Origin of the sequence: Halomonas chromatireducens (assembly GCF_001545155.1) — a bacterium.
Lineage (GTDB): Bacteria > Pseudomonadota > Gammaproteobacteria > Pseudomonadales > Halomonadaceae > Halomonas > Halomonas chromatireducens.
In genome coordinates, this window is sequence record NZ_CP014226.1 from 3,201,021 (window position 1) to 3,214,653 (window position 13,633).

The following is a 13,633-nucleotide window of genomic DNA, read 5'->3' on the forward strand; positions in this document are numbered from 1 at the left end:
TCCATCACTCCCTTGCCGTTCCACACTGCCAACAGGACTCGAAGACCCCCTCAAGGGTTTCACCACACCCCGGGCAAGTCCAGTCGGCGCGATCATCGCCTTCTGCCATGGCATCCTGTATCAGCGCCACGGCACGCGCCCGATTGTGGGGTGCCACCCAGACCTCCGGTTCGCACTCCCCCAGGGGCAGCTCGCCGGCGCCACCGCCCAGGGTCATGTTGCGCAGCTCCACCGGGATATCCGCCGCGGCCAGCACGTTGCGAACGTGGCTGACCAGCAGCGCATTGGAGTGGGCGAAGACGCGAACGTAGGCGTTCATGTCAATCCCTGAACACCCTGACACCGAAGGCTTTCAGATAGGCCGTTTCGGGAATCGCCGGATGCACCGGGTGATCCGACCCCTGATGCCCCTGGAATACCACCTGGCCATGGCGGTCTTGATGACGCACCGCTCCCCGCACGACTTCCATCAGCCGCTCCGGCGCCAGGTGCATGGAGCAGGAGGCAGACAGCAGCAGGCCATCGCGGCCCAGCAGCCGCATCGCTTCACGATTGAGCTTGGCATAGGCGCGCTCACCGTTGGGGATATCCTTGCGCTTGCGAATGAAGGCAGGCGGATCGAGGACGATCACATCGAACTGCTCGCCATCCGCCTTGAGTGCCGCCAGGGCCTCGAAGGCGTCACCCTCGCCTACCGCCACCTGCTCCTGCAGGCCGTTGAGGGCTGCGTTCTCTGCGACATGCTCCAGCGCCTGGGCGGAGCTGTCGATGCAGAGCACTTCGCTGGCCCCGTTCGCCGCCGCCTGCACGCCCCAGCCGCCCACATAGCTGAATACGTCGAGCACCCGCTTGCCGGCCACCAGGCCATTGAGCCAGGCGCGATTGGCGCGGTGGTCATAGAACCAGCCGGTCTTCTGGCCGTCGAGCACCGGCACGCTGAAGCGCACGCCGTTCTCTTCCATCAATACCGGGCCGGAGAGCTCGCCCTTGACCACTTCGACCTGGCGTTCCAACTGCTCCTGGCGACGGCCCGAGGAGTCGTTCTTGAACACGATGACCCGCGGCGAGAGCACCTTGTCCAGCGCAGCGACGACCTCCTCACCGAGCCGCTCCATGCCAAGGGTGTTGAGCTGAACCACCAGAACGTCGTCGAAGCGATCGATGACCAGGCCGGGGAGCAGGTCGCCCTCACCGTGTACCAACCGATAGAAGGGCTTGGCGTAGAGCCGCTCGCGCAGCGCCAGCGCCTGGTTGAAGCGATGCACCAGCAGCGAGCGGTCAAGCCGCATGCTGGGGTCGCGAGAGACGACCCGTGCGCTGATCAGCGAGTTGGGGTTCACGTAGGCCACGCCCATCGCCTTGCCGTTGGCCGCCTCGACAATCACCTGAGCGCCCGGCTCCATGCCTTTCAGCGGCGTTGCCTCGATGTCGATCTCGTTGGAATAGAGCCACAGGTGGCCGGCCTTGAGGCGGCGATCGGCGTTCTTCTTCAGGCGCAGGTTCTGGGTCACGTTGTTCGTCATGATGCTTCTCGGCAAGTGCGGGCGATGCCTGGCAGCACCCGGAAGTTCAGAAAAAAGGTACCGGTCGACGGCAACCGTCGATCAGTGCTGGCACTCGATACAGAAAACGCTGGCACGCTGCCCCAGGGTCACCAGTCGCAGTTCGCCGCCACAGCGCCGGCAAGCCTGCCCATGACGACCATAGACGTTGAGCCGCTGCTTGAAATAGCCGGGTTCGCCGGTACCGCTGACGAAGTCACGCAGGGTAGTCCCGCCTTGCGTAATGGCGGCCGCAAGCACCTCCCGAACCGCCGCCGCCAGCCACTCATAGCGCTCGAGGGAAATCCGCCCGGCGGAACGGCGCGGGTCGATACCGGCCAGGAAGAGCGCTTCAGCCGCGTAGATGTTACCCACGCCCACGACCACCGCGTTGTCCATCAGGAACGGCTTCACCGCCATGCGCCGGCCGCGGGAGAGGCGATATAGCCGTTCCCCGTCGAAAGCGCCGGAGAGTGGCTCGGGACCCAGGCGTGCCAGGCGCGGGTCCTGCTCTACCCCACCGGCCAGCCAGTCGACGAAACCGAAGCGGCGGGGATCGTGGTAGCGCAACAGCCCGCCATCGTCGAACACCAGGTCGATGTGGTCATGCTTCTTTGGCAGTTCGCCCAGCCTTGCAATGCGCAGGCTGCCCGACATGCCCAGGTGCCAGATCAGACTGCCGGCCGGCTGGCCGGACTCAATCGGCAGCAGCAGGTACTTGGCGCGCCGCGTCAGATTGCCGATGCGCGAGCCTACCAGGCGATCGATGAAGTCTTCGGGCACAGGCACGCGCAGGCGCCCTTGGCGCACGATGACCTCCACGATCTCGCGGCCCTCCACGTGAGGGGCGATGCCGCGGCGGGTTGTCTCGACTTCGGGAAGCTCGGGCATGGGGTCGCTCGCTCAACTCGGTCGATGGACTGCCCTACGCCGCCCATCAGTGGTGTTTTCACAAACGCCTGAACCCGGCATAGGCCGGGTTCAGAAAACAGGTTTGAACACCTGCGGAAAACGACCAAGGCTTACTTGATCTTGGCTTCCTTGTACATCACGTGCTGGCGGATCACCGGATCGAATTTCTTCATTTCCAGCTTGTCCGGAGTGTTCCGCTTGTTCTTGTCGGTGGTGTAGAAGTGACCGGTACCGGCACTGGACACCATTCTGATCTTGTCACGCATGACTGCTCTCTCCCTGGACTGTATCGCTTAGACGGCTTCGCCGCGCTTGCGCAGATCGACGAGCACAGCGTCGATACCTTTCTTGTCGATGATACGCATACCCTTGGAAGAGACGCGCAGCTTCACGAAGCGATTCTCTGACTCCACCCAGAAGCGGTGGGAGTGCAGGTTCGGCAAGAAGCGACGACGGGTCTTGCGCTGGGAGTGTGAAACGTTGTTACCAGTCACCGGGCGCTTGCCGGTAACCTGACATACTTTGGACATGGGAGCCTCCAACCGCTTGGCCAGGTGATTTCAACCTGAGTGTTCAAAACCTGTCGGGCAAACCGGGAACGAGCCCGTTGTCATTTGACCCAAGGGAATTCAAAGGCTGCACTTTATAGCAGAGTACACCCCGTCAGGCAATAGCAGCCGCGTATTCTACACTCTTTGCCCCCTACTCCCGCAAGCTTTCATGCCCTAGGGCTTTGCCGGCGACAACGAGTTACCCGCCTCGATCAGCCATCGGGCCAATCTTGAACCACACTGAAAGAGCTCGGATGGTCAAGACGTTATAAATCGTCCTCCCTTAGCGACTTTCTCCACCAACGTTGCCACGCCGCTGTAGGAGGAAGCTTCAGCTCACGACTGGAGGCCGCAGGCCTCCCGGCAATGTTGCCGAGGTTGGCGGCCATCGCCAGCGCTGAGGCCTCCGCCGAGGCGCCTGGCGGCGCCAGTCGCGATGGGGACCAGCGCTCCAACAGCGGCTTTCTCCACCAACGTTGCCACGCCGCTGTAGGAGTAGCTTCAGCTCACGACTGGAGGCACAAGCCTCCCGGCGGTGTTGCCGACGCCAACGATCACCGCCAACGCGTCGGCCTCCACCAGGCGCCTGCTGAGTCTTATGCGTAATCAGGAAGAGTTAAAGCCAACCCCTTTCTGCGAAGGACACCACCTCACCGTCGCCCACGACGAAGTGATCCAGCACCCGGATCTCGAACAACCCCAGCGCCTCGCACAGCCGGTGGGTGATACGCCGGTCGGCATCAGAGGGCTCGGCCACGCCGGAGGGGTGATTATGGGCAAAGATGATGGCACCGGCACCGAGCTCGAGGGCGCGTCGTGCCACTTCACGGGGATAGACCGATGCGCTGTCGAGGGTGCCGCGAAACAGCGACTCGAACTGGATGACCCGATGCTGGGTATCGAGAAACAGCGCGGCGAACTCCTCGTGCCCCAGGTGACGCAGCTGTGCGGCCAGATAGGCCCGCACCAGGCTCGGCGAGGTCAGGGCATCGCCACGGGCAAGCTGGCTGGCCAAATGGCGCTTGGAGAGCTCCAGGGTCGCCTGCAGCTGGACGAACTTTGCCGTGCCCAGCCCCCGCTCGGCGCAGAAACGCGACTGGTCGGCCTCCAGCAATTGGCGCAGCCCGCCAAACGCCAGCAGCAGGTCGCGGGCCAGGTCGACGGCAGAGCGTCCGGCCACCCCCACCCGCAGGAAGATTGCCAGCAGTTCGGCATCCGACAGTGCCTCGGCACCCAGCGCCAGCAGCTTCTCCCGCGGGCGCTCGCCCTCGGGCCAATCACGAATCGACATCCCTGCCCTCTCCTCATGCATCCTTGTTAACAAGGCATTATAGACGCAACACAAAAGATTACCGCGGCTGCGCCAAGCCCCTCACGATGGTATGGTAAGCGGTCGGATTTCAGTTCAGGAATCAGCCATGTCAACGCTTCCTTCAGGCAACGGGCTGGCTGGTCGGCGCGTCCTTCTCGGTATCAGCGCCGGCATTGCCGCCTACAAGAGCGCTCAGCTCGCCCGTCTACTCAAGCAGGCGGGCTGCGAGGTGCGCGTAGTCATGACCGAGGGCGCCCAGGCCTTCATCACCCCGTTGACGCTGCAGGCGCTGACGGGAGAGCCGGTGCGCACCTCTCTGCTCGACCCCGAGGCCGAGGCCGGTATGGGCCATATCGAGCTCGCTCGCTGGGCGGATGTGGTGCTCATCGCCCCCGGCACCGCCGACCTGATGGCGCGCCTGGCCACGGGCATGGCGGACGACCTGCTCACGACCCTGTGCCTGGCCAGCGAGGCCGCGAAGGTCATGGCACCGGCCATGAACCAGGCCATGTGGCGCCACGTGGCCACCCAGCGCAACGCCGAGCGCCTGCAGCAGGATGGCTGGCGCCTGCTGGGGCCCGACAGCGGTGACCAGGCCTGCGGCGACGTGGGGCCGGGGCGCATGCTGGAGCCCGAAGCCATCGTTGCAGAACTCCTCGCTCAGCCCGCCGAGACGCCGCCGCAGGAGCTGCCGGCGCGGGGGCTGCATATCGTGATCACCGCCGGCCCCACCCGGGAGCCGCTGGACCCCGTGCGCTACCTCTCCAACCACAGTTCCGGCAAGATGGGCTATGCCCTGGCCGCTTCCGCCGCTCGACTGGGCGCCCGGGTCACCCTGGTGAGCGGCCCGGTGACCCAGACGACCCCCGAGGGGGTCGAGCGTATCGACGTGGAGACGGCGCGGGAGATGCATGAGGCTTGCCTCCGGCTGATCGCCGGGTGCGATATTTTCATTGGCTGTGCGGCGGTGGCCGACTATCGCGTCGACGGAGTCGCTGAGCACAAGATCAAGAAGCAGGAAGGCGAGGATGGCCTGACGCTGAAGCTGATCAAGAATCCGGATATCATTGCCGATGTCGCCCTCAAGCGCGAACCGGCCAGCCACCGCCCCTTGGTGGTGGGTTTCGCCGCCGAGACCCGCGACCTGGAGGCCTACGCCCGGGACAAGCTGACGCGCAAACAGCTGGACATGATCGTCGCCAATGATGTTTCTGCCGAAGGTCTCGGCTTCGGTGCCGATGACAATGCCGCCCTGCTGCTGTGGCGTGATGGCGAAGGAGAAAGCAGCGAAAGCCTGCCGGCTCAGACCAAGACACGGCTGGCCGACGCTATTCTGAGGCGAGCCCTGAGCTGCCTGCCCGACGGCCCGACGCACTGAACGCGACAAACGCAAACTGAATGTAGCCGCACACAACGGAACCACCATGCCCGAGACTCAGCCTATACCGCCCGTCACCCCACCGACCGACAGGCCCAGGCTTGCGGTCAAGTTACTCGACGAGCGCCTGCACGACTACATGCCCCGCTACGCCACGCTGGGCTCCGCGGGCATGGACCTGCGTGCGCTGCTCGATGCGCCGCTGACCCTCGAACCCGGCCAGTGCGAACTGGTACGTACCGGTCTCGCCATTCACATCGGCGACCCCAATCTTGCCGGCATGATCCTGCCCCGCTCCGGGCTGGGTCACAAGCATGGCATCGTACTCGGTAACCTGGTGGGGTTGATCGACTCCGACTACCAGGGCGAACTGATGATCTCGACCTGGAACCGCGGCACCACTACCTTCGTACTGGAGCCTTTCGAGCGTCTGGCCCAGTATGTACTGGTCCCGGTGGTGCAAGCCGAACTCGAGATCGTCGATGGCTTCGAGGCCAGCCTGCGCGGCGAAGGCGGCTTCGGCAGCTCGGGGCGTCGCTGATAGTCGAAACACCGCGCCGGCCGTCCCATGGAGCGGGCCGCCCGGCAGGGTCCTCGCAACCTGGCACATGAAAACACACCTGTTTGACAAGGAACCGCTATGAGCCCAGTCATGAACAGCCCCGTACCGGCCTCCATCTTCCGTGCCTATGACATTCGCGGCATCGTCGATGACACCCTCACCGAGGAGACCGTCGAGCTGATCGGTCGTGCCATCGGCTCGGAAGCCGCTGCCCGCAACGAATCCACCGTGGTGGTAGCACGGGACGGACGCCTCTCCGGCCCCCGGCTGAGCGAGGCGCTGACCCGCGGACTAACCGCCGCCGGCCGTGACGTGATCGATATCGGCATGGTGCCCACACCGGTACTCTACTTCGCAACCCACGTTCTGGAAGGCACCGCCTCGGGCGTCATGGTCACCGGTAGCCACAATCCGCCGGACTACAACGGCTTCAAGATCGTGCTGGGCGGCGAGACCCTCTCCGGTGAGGCCATCACTGCGCTCTACCAGCGCATCGCGTCGGGGGACCTCAGCGAGGGCCAGGGCAGCGTGCGCCAGGACGACCTGCGCGACGCCTATCTGGAGCGAATTCTCGGCGACATTACGCTCGCGCGCCCGCTCAAGGCGGTGGTGGACTGCGGCAACGGCGTGGCCGGCGAGCTGGGCCCGAAGCTGATCGAACGGCTCGGTGCCGATACCATCCCCCTGTTCGCCGAAATCGACGGCACCTTCCCCAACCACCACCCGGACCCGGGCAAGCTCGAGAACCTGCAGGACCTGATCCGCGAGGTGAAGGCAAGCGGTGCCGATATCGGACTGGCTTTCGATGGCGACGGCGACCGGCTCGGCGTGGTGACGCCGACCGGCCAGCTGATCTATCCCGACCACCTGATGATGGCCTTCGCCGAAGACATGCTGTCACGCAACCCGGGCGCGAAGGTGATCTTCGACGTCAAGTGTACGGGCAACCTGGCCGGCGTGATCGAGCAGGCCGGGGGCACGCCGGAAATGTGGCGCACCGGCCATTCGCTGATCAAGGCGCGCATGAAGGAGACCGGCGCCCTGCTGGCCGGCGAGATGAGCGGTCATATCTTCTTTCAGGAGCGCTGGTACGGCTTCGACGACGGCATCTACGGCGCCGCCCGGCTGCTGGAAATCCTGTCCAGGCAGGATCAGGACGCCGACACCTTCTTCTCACGCTACCCCCAGGATATCGGCACGCCGGAAATCAACGTTCACGTCACCGACGAGACCAAGTTCGAGCTGGTCGAGAAGCTGGCTCGCGAAGGTGACTTCGGTGACGATGGCGTCAAGACCACCCTGGACGGCATTCGAGTCGACTACGCGGACGGCTGGGGCCTGTGTCGTGCCTCCAACACCACGCCAGTCCTGGTCCTGCGTTTCGAAGGCAAGAGCGATGACGCGCTGGCCCGCATTCATGCACGGTTTGCCGACGCCCTCAAGCAGGTCGACCCGGCGCTGACGCTGCCGAGCTGACGGCAGCACCCCGTTCATTTAAGGAAGGAACATGACCGAAACAACGCGTGATCCGCGCCTGGTAGTGGAAGTGCTCTCCGAAGCACTTCCCTATATCCAGCGCTTCACCGGCAAGACCGTCGTCGTAAAGTACGGCGGTAACGCCATGACCGAGGACACCCTGATCGACTCCTTCGCCCGCAACATGGTGTTGATGAAAGAGGTCGGGATCAATCCGGTGGTGGTCCACGGTGGCGGCCCGCAGATCGGCGACCTGCTGACCAAGCTGAAGATCGAGTCACGCTTCGTCAACGGCATGCGGGTCACCGACGCCGAGACCATGGATGTGGTGGAAATGGTCCTTGGCGGCCTGGTCAACAAGGGCATCGTCAACCTGATCAACCAGGCCGGCGGCAAGGCGATCGGCCTGACCGGCAAGGATGGCTCACAGATCCGGGCGCGCAAGCTCAAGGTGGAACACCAGACCCCCGAGATGACCGCTCCCGAAATCATCGATATCGGCCATGTCGGTGAGGTCGAGCATATCTCCACCGACCTGATCGAGATGCTCGCCGAACGCGACTTCATTCCGGTGATCGCCCCCATCGGGGTCGACGCCAAGGGCAACAGCTACAACATCAACGCCGACCTGGTGGCCGGCAAGGTCGCCGAGGCACTGGGCGCCGAGAAGCTGATGCTGCTGACCAATGTCGCCGGACTGATGAATGCAGAGGGCGAAGTGCTCACCGGGCTGACCACCGTCCAGGTGGACGCGCTGATCGCCGACGGCACCATACATGGCGGCATGTTGCCCAAGATTCGCTGCGCCCTGGATGCGGTCAAGGGGGGCGTGGCGAGCGCCCATATCATCGACGGCCGCGTCCCCCATGCCACCCTGCTGGAGATATTCACCAACGCCGGTGTCGGCACCCTGATCACCGATGCCGAACGCCACGGCAACGACGCCGGCTGAACGCGATGTCCGCGCGGCACCGTGCCGTGGCGGACACACCTTCAGTACCGCAATACAACCAAAAAAAGATACCAACATGACGCAGGCAACTCCCCCACCCAGCCGCCGCGAGCAGATTCTGCAGGCGCTCGCGCTGATGCTGGAGGAAGACAGCGGCAAGCGCATCACCATTGCGGCGCTGGCACGCCAGGTGGGCGTGTCCGAGGCGGCGCTCTACCGCCACTTTCCTAGCAAGGCGCGTATGTTCGAGGGGCTCATCGCCTTTATCGAAGAGACGCTGTTCGAACGTATTACCCGCATTCTCGAGGAAGTCCCCGACGCCGTGCCGCGTTGCGGGCAGATCCTCACCCTGCTGCTCGCCTTCACCGAGAAGAATCCAGGCCTGTCACGCCTGCTCGGCGGCGATGTCCTGACCGGCGAGACTGCCCGGCTGCGCCTGCGTATCCATCAGCTCTTCGAGCGCCTGGAGACCCAGCTCAAGCAGGTGCTGCGAGAAGCCGAGCTGCGGGAAGGCTTCCGCCCCACCCTGCCGGTGTCGGCGACAGCCAACCTGCTGATGGCCCAGGTAGAGGGGCGCATCTCCCAGTATGTTCGCAGCGACTTCCGGCGCCTTCCCACCGAACACTGGGAGGACCAGTGGGCCCTGCTCTCGGCGCAGCTGATGCGCCAGGCCCGGCAGAGCGCCTGACTCCACGCCCCCGTCCGTAATCCCTATTCACGTAGCCCCTATGTACAAAGCCCCGGTCAGTGACCGGGGCTTCGATGTCCATGCGAGCGGGAGCGATGCGGCTCAAGCGGCCAGCGTATCACCCAGCTGCTGGCGGATCTTCTTCATGGCGTTCTTCTCGAGCTGGCGAATACGTTCGGCCGAAATGCCGTAGACGTCGGCCAGCTCGTGCAGGGTGGCCTTGCTCTCGGCCAGCCAGCGGCGCTGCAGGATGTCGCGGGAGCGCTCGTCCAGCGCCTCGAGGGCGAACTGCAGCCGGCGACTGGCATCGTCTTCCCAGTCGCTGTCCTCGAGCAGGGTGGCCGGATCGGAGCCGGCATCGTCGAGATAGTGTGCCGGCGACTGGTAGGTTGACTCTTCATCATCGCTGGGCGAGGCATCGAAGCCGGCATCGTGAGCCGAGAGACGGCCTTCCATCTCGCGCACCACTTCAGGCTTGACGTCCAGGTCCTGGGCGATGGCATTGACTTCATCATTGCTCAGCCAGGCCAGGCGTTTCTTGGCGCTGCGCAGGTTGAAGAACAGCTTGCGCTGGGCCTTGGTGGTGGCGATCTTGACGATCCGCCAGTTGCGCAGAACGAACTCGTGGATTTCCGCCTTGATCCAATGCACTGCAAAGGAGACCAGGCGTACACCCTGGTTCGGGTCGAAGCGCTTCACCGCCTTCATCAGGCCGACATTGCCTTCCTGGATAAGATCGGCCTGGGGCAAGCCATAGCCGGAGTAGCTGCGCGCGATATGCACGACGAAGCGCAGATGCGACAACACCAGCCGGCGCGCCGCTTCCAGATCGCCCTCATCATAAAGGCGATAGGCGAGCTCGCGCTCCTCGTCCGCAGTCAGCATCGGGATGCCGTTTACCGCCTGAATATACCCGTTTAGGTCATGGCCCGGTGATAACTGTCCCACCGGTAGAAGACTGGTGCTCATATGCAGGTTGTCTCCCTCGAAACCCTGGTGCGTACTGTTCGTGACCGCCATATTTGACGGCCACGACCACAGAATGTTCCGCATTTACTGGCTAGCGTGGCAGATTCCGCGGGTGTGTGCCAGCGAGCCGACACACTGGCCCTTACCGAGGCAGTATCTCCGCTCTTTACCACGGTCGAACCTCCGCCCATTATCGCGGCCGTATCTCCGGTCTTTATCGCGGCCGTATTTCCGCGAGGTGGCGACTCACGGCAATCCAGGCACCCAGCCAGCCCAATAGTGTACTGCAGATCAGCAGCGTTGCCGAGCCCGCGGCGCCCAACTGGGGTAAACGGAAGGTGGCACCATAGCTGGCCGCCAGGGCGCTCACGGGGGCCGCCAGCCACTCGCTGCCGAGGCCCAGGAGCCCCCAGGCGAGCAGGCCACCTCCCAGGCCGTACCAGGCACCGCTATACAGAAAGGGGCGGCGCACGAAGGCGTGGGTCGCGCCGATGAGCATCACCACCTCGATTTCCCGGCGACGACTCTCCACCGCCAGGCGAATGGTGTTGCCCACCACCAGCAGCACTCCGAGCCCGAACAGCACGCCCAGCGCCAGGGCCACGCGACTGCCGAGCTCGGCCAAGTGGCGCAGCCTCTCCAGCCAGGCCAGGTCGAGGCGCACCTCATCCACCCCGGTCATATCCTGCAACGACTCGGCCAGCTCGCGTACCGCCTCAGGCGCCGGATCCACCGGCGTCACCACCACGCTTGCCGGCAGCGGGTTGTCGTCGAGTCGACCCAGGGCGTCGGCCAGGCCCAGCGCCTGCTGGAACTCGGCCATGCCCTCGGCGGCAGTGATCAGGCGGGTACGCGCCACTCCCTCATGGGCAGCGATTGCTTCGTCGATGCGTCCAGCCTGGGCTTCATCGACCTGATGTGCCAGGTAGACGGTCAGGGTGGCGCTCTCCTCCAGCTCGGCGTCCAGCAGCCTGGCGCTGTCCAGCGCCAGCCACAGTGCCGCCGGCAACACCAGGGCGATGGCGATGGCCAGCATGGTCAGCAGGCTGCCCACCGGGTGCCTTAGCAGGCGCCGGGCGCTGTCCAGGGACATGGCACGATGGTGGCGCCCCCAGGCGCGCAGCCGACTGCCGGCGCGCGGACCCTGGCCCTGGCTGCGCGCCCCCCGTGGTGGCTGACGAGCGGCACCTCGGCTCATGCTGCCTCCTCGTCGGCCACCAGTCGACCATCCCGCAGCCGCAGCATGCGATGCCGCAGCCGGGTGATCAGGGCCAGGTCGTGGCTGGCAATCACCACGGTGGTACCTATCCGATTGAAGTCCTCGAACAGGGCCATGATATCGGCAGAAAGCTGAGGGTCCAGATTACCGGTAGGCTCATCGGCCAGCAGCAGCGATGGCTTGTTGACCACAGCACGTGCGATGCCCACCCGCTGCTGCTCGCCGCCGGAGAGTTCAATGGGCAGCGCACGTTCACGATGCAACAGGCCAACCTTGTCCAATGCCGCCCTCACCCGGCGCGCTGCCTCGCGGGGCTCCACGCCGCGGATTTCCAGCGGCAGCGCCACGTTGTGAAAGATGGAGCGGTCCAGCAGCAGCTGGTGGTCCTGGAAGACCACGCCGATCTGGCGACGGTAGAACGGCACCTGGCTGGCGTGCAGCCGGGCGATATCGTGGCCCGCCACCAGCACCCGCCCCCGGGTCGGCCGTTCCAGGCGCATGATCAGCCGCAGCAGCGAGCTCTTGCCCGCACCGGAGTGGCCGGTGAGAAAGACCATCTCGCCTCGATGCACGCGAAAGTCGAGGTTGGCCAGGGCGTCGAAACGCCCACCGTAACGCTTCCCCACGTGTTCGAAGACGATCATGCGGAGGCAGCGTCGCTATCGTTGTCCTGGTCGAAGAGAGCGTCGACAAAGTCCCGCGCCGCAAAGGGCCGCAGGTCGTCCAGGCTCTCACCCACCCCGATGAAGCGGATCGGAGTGCCGAGCTGCTTGGCCAGGGCGAAGATGATGCCACCCTTGGCGGTGCCGTCGAGCTTGGTCAGGGTGATCCCGGTCACCGGCACGGCCTCGTTGAAGGTGGCCGCCTGGGAGAGGGCGTTCTGGCCGGTGCCGGCATCGAGCACCAGCATCACCTCATGGGGCGCCGTGCCGTCCAGCTTGCCCATCACCCGATGCACTTTCTTGAGCTCTTCCATCAGGTGCCCCTTGTTGTGCAACCGGCCCGCGGTATCGGCAATCAGCACGTCCACCTTGCGCGCCTTGGCGGCGGCGACGGCGTCATAGATCACCGACGCGCTGTCGGCACCGGTGTGCTGGGCGATGACGGGCACGCTGTTGCGCTCGCCCCATACCTTGAGCTGCTCCACCGCGGCGGCACGGAAGGTATCGCCGGCAGCCAGCATCACGCTCCTGCCCTCGCGCTGGAAGCGCTGGGTCAGCTTGCCGATGGTGGTGGTCTTGCCCACGCCGTTGACCCCCACCACCAGGATGACGAAGGGGCCTTCACCCTTGGGCGGCAGCGCCAGCGGCTGCGCCACCGCATCGAGCATCACGGCCAGTTCGTCCTGCAGCGCCCGATACAGTGCCTGGGGGTCCTTGAGTTCCTTGCGCGATACACGCTCGGTAAGCCGGTCGATGATCTCGGTGGTGGCCTCGATGCCCACGTCGGCCATCAACAGCTGGGTCTCCAGGTCCTCGATCAGCTCGTCGTCGATCTGCTTCTTGCCCAGGAAGAGCCCGGCGATACCATCGGTGAGGTTGGCGCGGGTCTTGCCCAGGCCAGAGCGAATACGTGCGAACCAGCCCTTTTTCTCGGAGACCGGCTTTTCCTGCAGCGGCGTGCGGGCCGGCTCAGGCTCGGGTGTCGACGGTTCGGCTTCGGGCTCGGACCCAGACGGCTCAGGTGTCGGTGGCTCGGGCTGGGTTGTGGCGGGCTGGGATTCGGGCGACAACGCTTCCTCGCGCAGCACCTCATTCTCCTCCTCCTGGCCGAGGGAATCGACCGCATCGGTCCCCTCACGCGCCTCGCCGGCCGCCGGGCCGGCCATGGCGACCTCCTCGGGCCGCTGAGCTTCGGTGATTGCCGGCTCCGAAGGGGCCGGCTCGGGGGAGGTTTCCTCAGCCGCCGGGGCCGGTGTCGCCGATGCCTCCTCCTCGGCCAGGTGCTCCGAATCCGTTGGCCGCTGCTGCTGCTCTTCCTGCTGCTTCTTGCGCTTGAAAAAACCGAACATGGGGGAATTCAGCCTCACGGGTGAATGATCGCTACATCCTACCACCGCGCACCATGACTGTG

15 protein-coding genes are annotated in these 13,633 nt (G+C 64.9%); 5 read left to right on the top strand and 10 right to left on the bottom strand.

What is annotated here, in order from left to right; translation table 11 throughout:
* Positions 1 to 4 precede the first annotated feature (4 nt).
* From LOKO_RS14765 to radC, 6 genes are all read right to left on the bottom strand, one after another.
* Complete coding sequence (locus LOKO_RS14765; RefSeq protein WP_066451032.1) at positions 5 to 319, bottom strand: putative signal transducing protein; 315 nt, start codon at positions 317 to 319, stop codon at positions 5 to 7.
* A 1-nt stretch (position 320) separates the two neighbouring features.
* Positions 321 to 1,511: a class I SAM-dependent rRNA methyltransferase gene (locus LOKO_RS14770; protein WP_066452384.1), complete on the bottom strand. Its 1,191-nt coding sequence runs from the start codon at positions 1,509 to 1,511 to the stop codon at positions 321 to 323.
* A 93-nt stretch (positions 1,512 to 1,604) separates the two neighbouring features.
* The gene (mutM, locus tag LOKO_RS14775) at positions 1,605 to 2,432 is read right to left on the bottom strand and encodes a bifunctional DNA-formamidopyrimidine glycosylase/DNA-(apurinic or apyrimidinic site) lyase (protein ID WP_066451034.1); all 828 of its coding nucleotides are present in this window, start codon (positions 2,430 to 2,432) and stop codon (positions 1,605 to 1,607) included.
* Between the two features lie 131 nt (positions 2,433 to 2,563).
* Positions 2,564 to 2,719, bottom strand: a complete 156-nt coding sequence (rpmG, locus tag LOKO_RS14780; protein ID WP_066451035.1) for a 50S ribosomal protein L33 — start codon at positions 2,717 to 2,719, stop codon at positions 2,564 to 2,566.
* Positions 2,720 to 2,746: 27 nt separating this feature from the next.
* Positions 2,747 to 2,983: a 50S ribosomal protein L28 gene (gene rpmB, locus LOKO_RS14785; RefSeq protein WP_066451038.1), complete on the bottom strand. Its 237-nt coding sequence runs from the start codon at positions 2,981 to 2,983 to the stop codon at positions 2,747 to 2,749.
* Positions 2,984 to 3,620: 637 nt separating this feature from the next.
* Positions 3,621 to 4,295 (bottom strand): RadC family protein, encoded by a 675-nt coding sequence (radC, locus tag LOKO_RS14795; protein WP_066451051.1) that lies wholly within the window; start codon positions 4,293 to 4,295, stop codon positions 3,621 to 3,623.
* Between the two features lie 127 nt (positions 4,296 to 4,422).
* Here radC and coaBC point away from each other — a divergent pair, with 127 nt between their 5' ends.
* From coaBC to slmA, 5 genes are all read left to right on the top strand, one after another.
* Positions 4,423 to 5,694, top strand: a complete 1,272-nt coding sequence (gene coaBC, locus LOKO_RS14800; RefSeq protein ID WP_066451054.1) for a bifunctional phosphopantothenoylcysteine decarboxylase/phosphopantothenate--cysteine ligase CoaBC — start codon at positions 4,423 to 4,425, stop codon at positions 5,692 to 5,694.
* A gap of 46 nt (positions 5,695 to 5,740) precedes the next feature.
* Complete coding sequence (gene dut, locus LOKO_RS14805) at positions 5,741 to 6,235, top strand: dUTP diphosphatase (RefSeq protein WP_066451058.1); 495 nt, start codon at positions 5,741 to 5,743, stop codon at positions 6,233 to 6,235.
* A 111-nt stretch (positions 6,236 to 6,346) separates the two neighbouring features.
* Positions 6,347 to 7,732, top strand: a complete 1,386-nt coding sequence (locus LOKO_RS14810; protein WP_144439676.1) for a phosphomannomutase/phosphoglucomutase — start codon at positions 6,347 to 6,349, stop codon at positions 7,730 to 7,732.
* Between the two features lie 31 nt (positions 7,733 to 7,763).
* Complete coding sequence (argB, locus tag LOKO_RS14815) at positions 7,764 to 8,684, top strand: acetylglutamate kinase (RefSeq protein ID WP_066451063.1); 921 nt, start codon at positions 7,764 to 7,766, stop codon at positions 8,682 to 8,684.
* A 76-nt stretch (positions 8,685 to 8,760) separates the two neighbouring features.
* Positions 8,761 to 9,372, top strand: a complete 612-nt coding sequence (gene slmA / locus LOKO_RS14820) for a nucleoid occlusion factor SlmA (RefSeq protein ID WP_066451066.1) — start codon at positions 8,761 to 8,763, stop codon at positions 9,370 to 9,372.
* 102 nt (positions 9,373 to 9,474) lie between these two features.
* Here slmA and rpoH read toward each other — a convergent pair whose 3' ends face one another.
* The 4 genes from rpoH to ftsY form a co-directional block, all read right to left on the bottom strand.
* Complete coding sequence (rpoH, locus tag LOKO_RS14825; RefSeq protein WP_066452385.1) at positions 9,475 to 10,341, bottom strand: RNA polymerase sigma factor RpoH; 867 nt, start codon at positions 10,339 to 10,341, stop codon at positions 9,475 to 9,477.
* A 214-nt stretch (positions 10,342 to 10,555) separates the two neighbouring features.
* Positions 10,556 to 11,539, bottom strand: coding sequence for a permease-like cell division protein FtsX (gene ftsX, locus LOKO_RS14830; protein WP_066451068.1), 984 nt, complete (start codon positions 11,537 to 11,539; stop codon positions 10,556 to 10,558).
* Positions 11,536 to 12,204: a cell division ATP-binding protein FtsE gene (gene ftsE, locus LOKO_RS14835; RefSeq protein ID WP_066451071.1), complete on the bottom strand. Its 669-nt coding sequence runs from the start codon at positions 12,202 to 12,204 to the stop codon at positions 11,536 to 11,538. Before ftsE ends, ftsX begins: the two co-directional genes overlap by 4 nt.
* Entirely contained in the window at positions 12,201 to 13,571 is a 1,371-nt protein-coding gene (ftsY, locus tag LOKO_RS14840) for a signal recognition particle-docking protein FtsY (RefSeq protein WP_066451074.1), read from the bottom strand. Before ftsY ends, ftsE begins: the two co-directional genes overlap by 4 nt.
* Between the last annotated feature and the right edge of the window lie 62 nt (positions 13,572 to 13,633).